Raw genomic sequence first — 6,771 nt, 5'->3', positions numbered from 1 at the left:
GTAGAAGTAGATATTGAATTATTATTAGAATATTTAATTTATTTATCAGGTTGCGTTTTGTTTTGTTGGATAATTCATAATTAGATAAAAATAGTAAAAAAATGTATTTACAATTTATAGTAATAGGTTTATAATCCATAACTGTGCAAACGTTTTCTTTTCTGGTTCGAATTTTAAGAATCAATAAAATATTTGCTTAGTAAAATACATACGAAAGGATGAGATAGGTGAAAGTAGTTATTCTTTGTGGTGGTTTTGGAACGAGAATGCAATCGCATAAAGATAATATTCCTAAACCGATGATTACGATAGGGGACAAGCCAATATTATGGCACATTATGAAATACTATTCTTCATGGGGACATAATGAATTTATTTTATGTTTAGGTTATCAAGGGTGGAAAATAAAAGAGTATTTCATGAATTATAAGTTAATCAATAGTGATTTTTCAATTTCTCTTAATCAGCCCAATGATATTCAATACCATAATAGATTGAGTGAGGAAGATTGGAAAATTACGATGGTAGAAACAGGTTTAGATTCAATGACAGGGAGTCGTATTAAACAAATTCAAAAGTATATTGGAGATGATTCAACCTTTATGCTTACTTATGGAGATGGAGTTTGTAATCTTAATATTAATCGTCAATTGGACTTTCATCATTCACATGGAAAAATACTAACTGTTACAGGTATTTCAAGAACAGGGCAGTATGGGGAGTTGCAATGTGACAGTGAGGGGCATGTAACAGAGTTTCAAGAAAAACCTCAAGTTGCTGATGCAAAAATTTCTGGTGGATATTTCATTTGTAACAGAGGGATTTTTGAATATCTAGACAATGATAAAGAATTAGTATTTGAAAAAGAACCGCTACAAAAATTAATGGGAAATAAACAAATGATGGTATATAACCATAGTGATTTTTGGGGAAGTATGGATACATATAAAGATCAATTAACTTTAAATCAAATGTATGAAAATATGGAGGCACCTTGGAAATTATGGAATTAACTAAAGACTTGTCTATATTTAAAGGGAAAAAGGTACTTGTTACTGGGGATACAGGATTTAAAGGTGCATGGCTTTGTATGTGGTTAGATATGTTAGGTGCAGATGTTGTCGGATATTCACTACCTCCTGATAAAAAAGATTGTCTTTACAATATATTAGGTTTAGAGGAAAGGATTTTACATATTGATGGAGACATACTAGATTTAGAACATCTAAAAGAAGTTTTCAGAAAACAAAATCCAGAATTTGTTTTTCATCTGGCTGCTCAACCACTTGTAGGAGTTTCGTATACAGAACCCAAACGCACTTTTGATGTTAATGTAATTGGTTCAGTGAATTTGTTAGAAGTTGTTCGTCACAATAAGTCGGTTAAGTCGGTAGTATATGTTACGTCTGATAAGTGCTATAAAAATAAAGAATGGTTATGGGGGTATAGGGAAAATGATGAATTAGGAGGAGGAGATCCTTATAGCGTTTCTAAAGCAGCTGCAGAGCTAATATTTACTGCATATATAGATGCTTATTTTTCTGAGGACAGTAAAATTGGTTTAGCGAGTGCGAGAACAGGAAATGTAATTGGTGGAGGAGATTGGGCGGAGGGGCGAATTATACCTGACTGTGTTAGAGCTCTTTCAGCGAAAAAAGTAATTGAATTAAGAAAGCCCTATGCTTTTAGACCTTGGCAGCATGTACTTGACGTATTGTATGGTTATTTGCTACTAAGTATAAATTTGTTTCACAACCCTAAAAAGTATAGTGGAAGTTGGAACTTTGGGCCAACTAATACTTCCATTTTACCAGTACAAAGATTAGTAGAAACGTTTATTGATAATTGGGGGAACGGGTCCTATAACTCCGAAAATTATAATGAAAATTTTTATGAATCTAATAGTCTAAGTGTTAATTCTGAAAAAGCTGTTTATCAATTAAAGTGGAATTCAAAATGGGATTTTAATCGTACAGTTAGTGAAACAGTAAACTGGTATAAAAATTTTGAAGAAGGTAAGGATGCTTATCATTTCACGTTAGAACAAATTCAGGCATATATGAAAATACATAAAGAAAGGGAAGTGAAACCTTGAAAGTATTAATTTTTTCGCGTGAGTATCCGCCTAATACAATTGGCGGAACAAGTACAGTAGCCAGATCATTGGCTGAAGGTCTAGCAAAATCAGGATATAAAGTAGGAGTAATTACAAATAATATAGAGGAAATTTTAGTAACAGAAGTAATTAATGATGTTAATATATATCGAATTAGCAATAAATCTTTATATACAGAAGAAGCTGGTATAAGTGACAATTCTCTTGTTTCTCATAGAAGATTAATGAAGGGTGTAAATCATTTCGTAAATAAGTTTGGTGCACCATCAATAATTATTTTTCCGGACTTGTTTTGTTTTCCTGAAGCTTCTATTTTAGCAAAACAGTTTGGATGCCCACTCATTAATATCCTTTTACAAGATTTTTCAAAGATGGTTCCTTACGATAGAAATGGGGTTCATCGAGTTTCAAATAATGTTGAAGCTAGAAAAGAGTTAATTCTTGAATTGGAGAGAAAAGCATTAATGCACTCTACCCATACTGTGTTTATTAGTAATGCGTTATCCGAAAGTATACATAAGCAGTATGAGGATTTATCGAGAGATAAAACAAGCGTAATTCATTTAGGAATTTATCCAGATGAACTTGCAAGAAAAGAAAATGTAAATTATAGACGAAGAAGAAGCGTTCTAGCAAAAGAGGAAGAAATTATAATTTTAGGTTGCGGTAGATTAGTACCAGTGAAAGGATTTGATTATTTAATTAAAGGATTTGCAAAAGTTTGGAGAAATTACCCAAAAGTTAAGCTCGGAATTATTGGTGTTGGACCAGAGCTAGAATATCTCAAGGAACTAACTAAAAAGTTAAATGTAAGCGATTCAGTAATTTTCTTAGGTGATATAACACGAGAGGAGGCAATTGAATACTTTCATGTAGCAGATATATGTGTAGTACCTTCATTATGGGAGTCGTTTTGTTATGTTGCTGCTGAATTTATGGCTGTAGGTAAGCCTATAATAGCCTCTTCGGTTGATTCGTTAAATGAGTTATTACGTGATAACAAAGAAGCTTTGAAATTAACTGTAAACGAAGATAAGTATGGTATACGTGAGTTAGATGAAAATGAAATTGCCTATAAGATTGAAAGATTGTTAAATAATCAAGAATTAGGTGATAGTTTAGCAAACGCGGCTAGAGAAAGAGTATCAAGGTATTTCATTAATCAACATTTTATTAATGGTGTATCAGAATTAATAGAGGAGAAACTCCATAAGAACACAGATAAAATTGCGGGGTGTTCTGAATGAAAGAGAATATTCAATCATTAAAAGAACTTATTGATAAGATAACACCTATCGATAAATATGCCGAAAGAAAATTTCACATTAGCCAAATGCGAATAGCAAAGCCATTAAAAAGTTTAGGGGCGTTAGATAAGATAGCCTATCAGATTGCAGGTGTACGAGGAATAACTCAGATAGATGATTTCAAAAAAAGTATTGTTATTTTTGCAGGTGACCATGGTATAGCATCAAAGCATGTATCATTATTTAAATCAAATGTTACGAGTAAGGTATTCAAAACGATAGCCGATGGTTTAGCACCTATTAATGTAATTGCTAAGCAGGTTGGGGCAGATATTACTTTAGTTGATTTGGGTTTGAAAGAATGTATTGATTCAGATAATTTTCTTAACTGGAAGGTTAAGGAAGGAACGAATGATATGACGAATACAGTGGCAATGAGTATATCTGAAACAATAGAGGCTATATTAAAAGGTGCTAAAGTACTAGAGACTGAAAAAAATCAAAATTCAAATATTATAGCAGTTGGGGAAATTGGTATTGGAAATACCACAGCCGCTAGCGCTATAACTTCAGTTGTTTGTAATATCTCACCAAATGATGTTGTAGGAAAAGGAACGGGTATATCGTGCGAAAAGGTTAAATATAAAACTGAAATTGTAAAAAAGAGTATAGATTATCATAATCTCAAGGTCACTGATGATCCTCTTCGTATAATTAGTTCTATTGGTGGACTGGAAATAGCTGGGGTAGTAGGGCTAATTCTGGGAGCAGCAGCACGGAAAATACCTATAATTATTGATGGATTTATAACTACAGCTGCGGCTAGTATTGCGCAATTATTATGTCCAGATATATCTAATTATCTTATTGCGTCCCATGTCTCTTCTGAACCTGGGCATAAATTCTTACTGGAAAAGATGGGGTTGTCACCATTACTTGATTTACAGATGAGATTAGGAATGGCTTCGGGAGCGGCAATTGCAACTTCATTAGTAGAAATAGCCTGCAAAGTAAGCTGTCAGACTGGACCATATATCGATATGAATATTGAACATATTGATCGAAATTTAAACTGGGGGAGTACTGAACATTAATGATTAATAAAGTATCCACAGTCATATTTGATTTAGATGGAACGTTGGTTAATAGTTGGAAAATTCATTTGGAAAGTTGTAAATATGCTTATTCAAGGGTTATGAATAAAACTTGTAGTACACTTCTAATCAAAAGATATGCTATGCCTACAGAAGAGGCTACACTTGGTTGTTTAGTAGGAGAAGAAAATAAAGAAAGAGCATTAAAATTTTATAATAAGTATTTCCTAGATAATTTGTGTGAATTATTTTTAATACCTCCAATTGATATACACAATATGTTGGAGTACCTAAAAGATAGGAAAATGAAACTAGGGATTTTTACGGGCAGATCAAGAGAAACGACTTACGCACTACTTAAATATACCGATTTAATTAAATATTTCGATGTAATTATTACTTCTAGTGATAATATACCAAGTAAACCCAATCCAGATGGATTAGCTTTAGCAATAGAGATGTTGGAGGCAAAAAAAGAAGAAAGTATATTTATTGGGGATACAGAGAGTGATTTGGATATAGGTAAGAAAGTAGATGTTTATACAATCAAAGTAGATTGGTTTACTGAAAATTTTTCAATGAATAAATCATACGAGGTAGTTACCGCTAGTACGCCAATGGATTTGAAAAATAGAATAACTTCAAAGATATGAGGGGTTTTTAGTGATATACAATCAGATCAAGAAGAACAATCCAGAACACATCGCTTTTATAAGAGACGAAAAAGAGGTTAGTTACAAAGAGTATATAGAAGAAATTGAAAAATGCCGTAGTACGATTATTAAGATTGGGTTATCTCAAAGTAAATTAGTAGGATTATGTTTAAAAGATTCATATAGATTCTCAATACTTTTCGTTTCATTATGTTCTTTGAAAATTCCAATTATACTATTGGATCCTTATACAAAAAGTGAAGAATTTCAAACTGTTATCAACATGTATAAGCCAAGTATTTTAATAACAGATACAAAAAAACTAATAGATATAGAAGATGATATGGTAATTGAAGAAAAAATGGAGTTTGAGAAGCCAATAAGACTATTTAATTTAAGAACACAAAATTTGTTCTTTAAGAAGAACAAAAGTGTTGATGAAGGGAACTTAGTTATCTTTTTATCATCGGGATCCACCAATATTCCAAAAGCTGTTTTGAAATCAGAGAAACGATTATTAAATGAAGGTTTACAACTTAAAAAAACATTAGATTTAAAAGAAGAAGAAAGAATACTGTCTATTGCACCAATATTCCATGCGTATGGTTTTGCTTTTGGGTTTATTGCACCATTAATTTCGGGTGTAACAATAACTTATTTACCCGCGTTAACTCTCGCAACAAAGATTGAGAAGGTAATTTTAGAAAGGGAAATTGAAATTTTAATTGCACTTCCAGTTCATTATGAGATGTTAGCAAGCCATTGTAAAAGTAAGTTAACAAACTTGAGATACGCTCTTACCGCAGGAGGGATATTAAACCAAGAAGTGTTAACAAAGTGTGAGGAATTAATTGGATTAAATTTAAACAATGTATACGGTATGACAGAAACAGGTGCCATTTCAATCTTACATGAAAAGTATGAAAATAAACTATATAATCAACCATCTGTTGGAAAAGTAATATCGGATACAAGTGTATTACTAAATTATTCAGATCCTGTGGAATCAAAAGGGTTACAAATTTTCGAAATACTGATCAAAAATAAAAGTATGACAATGGGTTATCTAGATGGTGAAGGTAATTTGGATTCCATTATCGATAAAAAAGAGTATTTTAAGACTGGAGATTTAGGGATATTAGATGAAAAGTGTCATCTTTATATATATGGGAAGCAAAAACTCACTATTAATGTATCCGGAAAGAAGGTAAATCCTTTAGAAGTTGAAGAGGTTATTCAAACTCATCCTGCTGTTAAAGAAGCAGTAGTAGTGGGACAAGAAGATTCAATTAGAGGAGAAATACCAGTCGCCCATATAGTTTTAAATCATCCTTCTAAGCAAGAAGAAATATTATCCCATTGCAGAAGGTATTTATCAGCATATAAGGTACCTAGAAAGATATTTTTTCAAGAAAAACTTGAGCAGACTTCAACAGGTAAGGTGAAAAGGCAAGCGTTGAAAGAGAATTTATAATCTAATTATAAAAAATAAAAGACAAAAAAGGGGTTAATAAAAATGAACACACATGTTGAGATGGAAAACATTCAAAAGGTATTAAAAAACATCATTGCTGAGGGTGTAACAGAAGGAACCGAAACTAATATTTCACCAAATGAAATCCCTAACGATAGCAATTTAATTGATTATTATAATATAGATT

The 6,771-nt window shown here is 31.9% G+C and carries 6 protein-coding genes; all 6 read left to right on the top strand.

The window, feature by feature from the left end; all coding sequences use genetic code 11:
* Window positions 1-227 precede the first annotated feature (227 nt).
* The 6 genes from rfbF to DN403_RS30515 are packed head-to-tail and all read left to right on the top strand — an operon-like array spanning window position 228 to window position 6,584.
* Window positions 228-1,013: a glucose-1-phosphate cytidylyltransferase gene (gene rfbF, locus DN403_RS30540; protein ID WP_000869622.1), complete on the top strand. Its 786-nt coding sequence runs from the start codon at window positions 228-230 to the stop codon at window positions 1,011-1,013.
* The gene (rfbG, locus tag DN403_RS30535) at window positions 1,004-2,095 is read left to right on the top strand and encodes a CDP-glucose 4,6-dehydratase (protein ID WP_041488150.1); all 1,092 of its coding nucleotides are present in this window, start codon (window positions 1,004-1,006) and stop codon (window positions 2,093-2,095) included. The genes rfbF and rfbG overlap by 10 nt, the downstream gene beginning before the upstream one ends.
* Window positions 2,092-3,363 carry a glycosyltransferase family 4 protein gene (locus DN403_RS30530; RefSeq protein WP_044783463.1) on the top strand — a complete coding sequence of 424 codons (1,272 nt, stop codon included), beginning with the start codon at window positions 2,092-2,094 and terminating at the stop codon, window positions 3,361-3,363. The genes rfbG and DN403_RS30530 overlap by 4 nt, the downstream gene beginning before the upstream one ends.
* Window positions 3,360-4,457, top strand: coding sequence for a nicotinate-nucleotide--dimethylbenzimidazole phosphoribosyltransferase (gene cobT, locus DN403_RS30525; RefSeq protein ID WP_000662058.1), 1,098 nt, complete (start codon window positions 3,360-3,362; stop codon window positions 4,455-4,457). The genes DN403_RS30530 and cobT overlap by 4 nt, the downstream gene beginning before the upstream one ends.
* Window positions 4,457-5,110: an HAD family hydrolase gene (locus DN403_RS30520; protein ID WP_000608988.1), complete on the top strand. Its 654-nt coding sequence runs from the start codon at window positions 4,457-4,459 to the stop codon at window positions 5,108-5,110. The genes cobT and DN403_RS30520 overlap by 1 nt, the downstream gene beginning before the upstream one ends.
* 10 nt (window positions 5,111-5,120) lie before the next feature.
* Window positions 5,121-6,584 carry a class I adenylate-forming enzyme family protein gene (locus tag DN403_RS30515; RefSeq protein ID WP_000639966.1) on the top strand — a complete coding sequence of 488 codons (1,464 nt, stop codon included), beginning with the start codon at window positions 5,121-5,123 and terminating at the stop codon, window positions 6,582-6,584.
* The last annotated feature ends 187 nt before the right edge of the window (window positions 6,585-6,771 follow it).

It is taken from the genome of Bacillus sp. AY2-1 (genome assembly GCF_008368965.1).
GTDB classification, from domain to species: Bacteria; Bacillota; Bacilli; order Bacillales; family Bacillaceae_G; genus Bacillus_A; species Bacillus_A thuringiensis_S.
The sequence above is the reverse complement of the archived record's forward strand: the minus strand, read 5'-3'. Positions and strand labels throughout refer to the sequence as shown.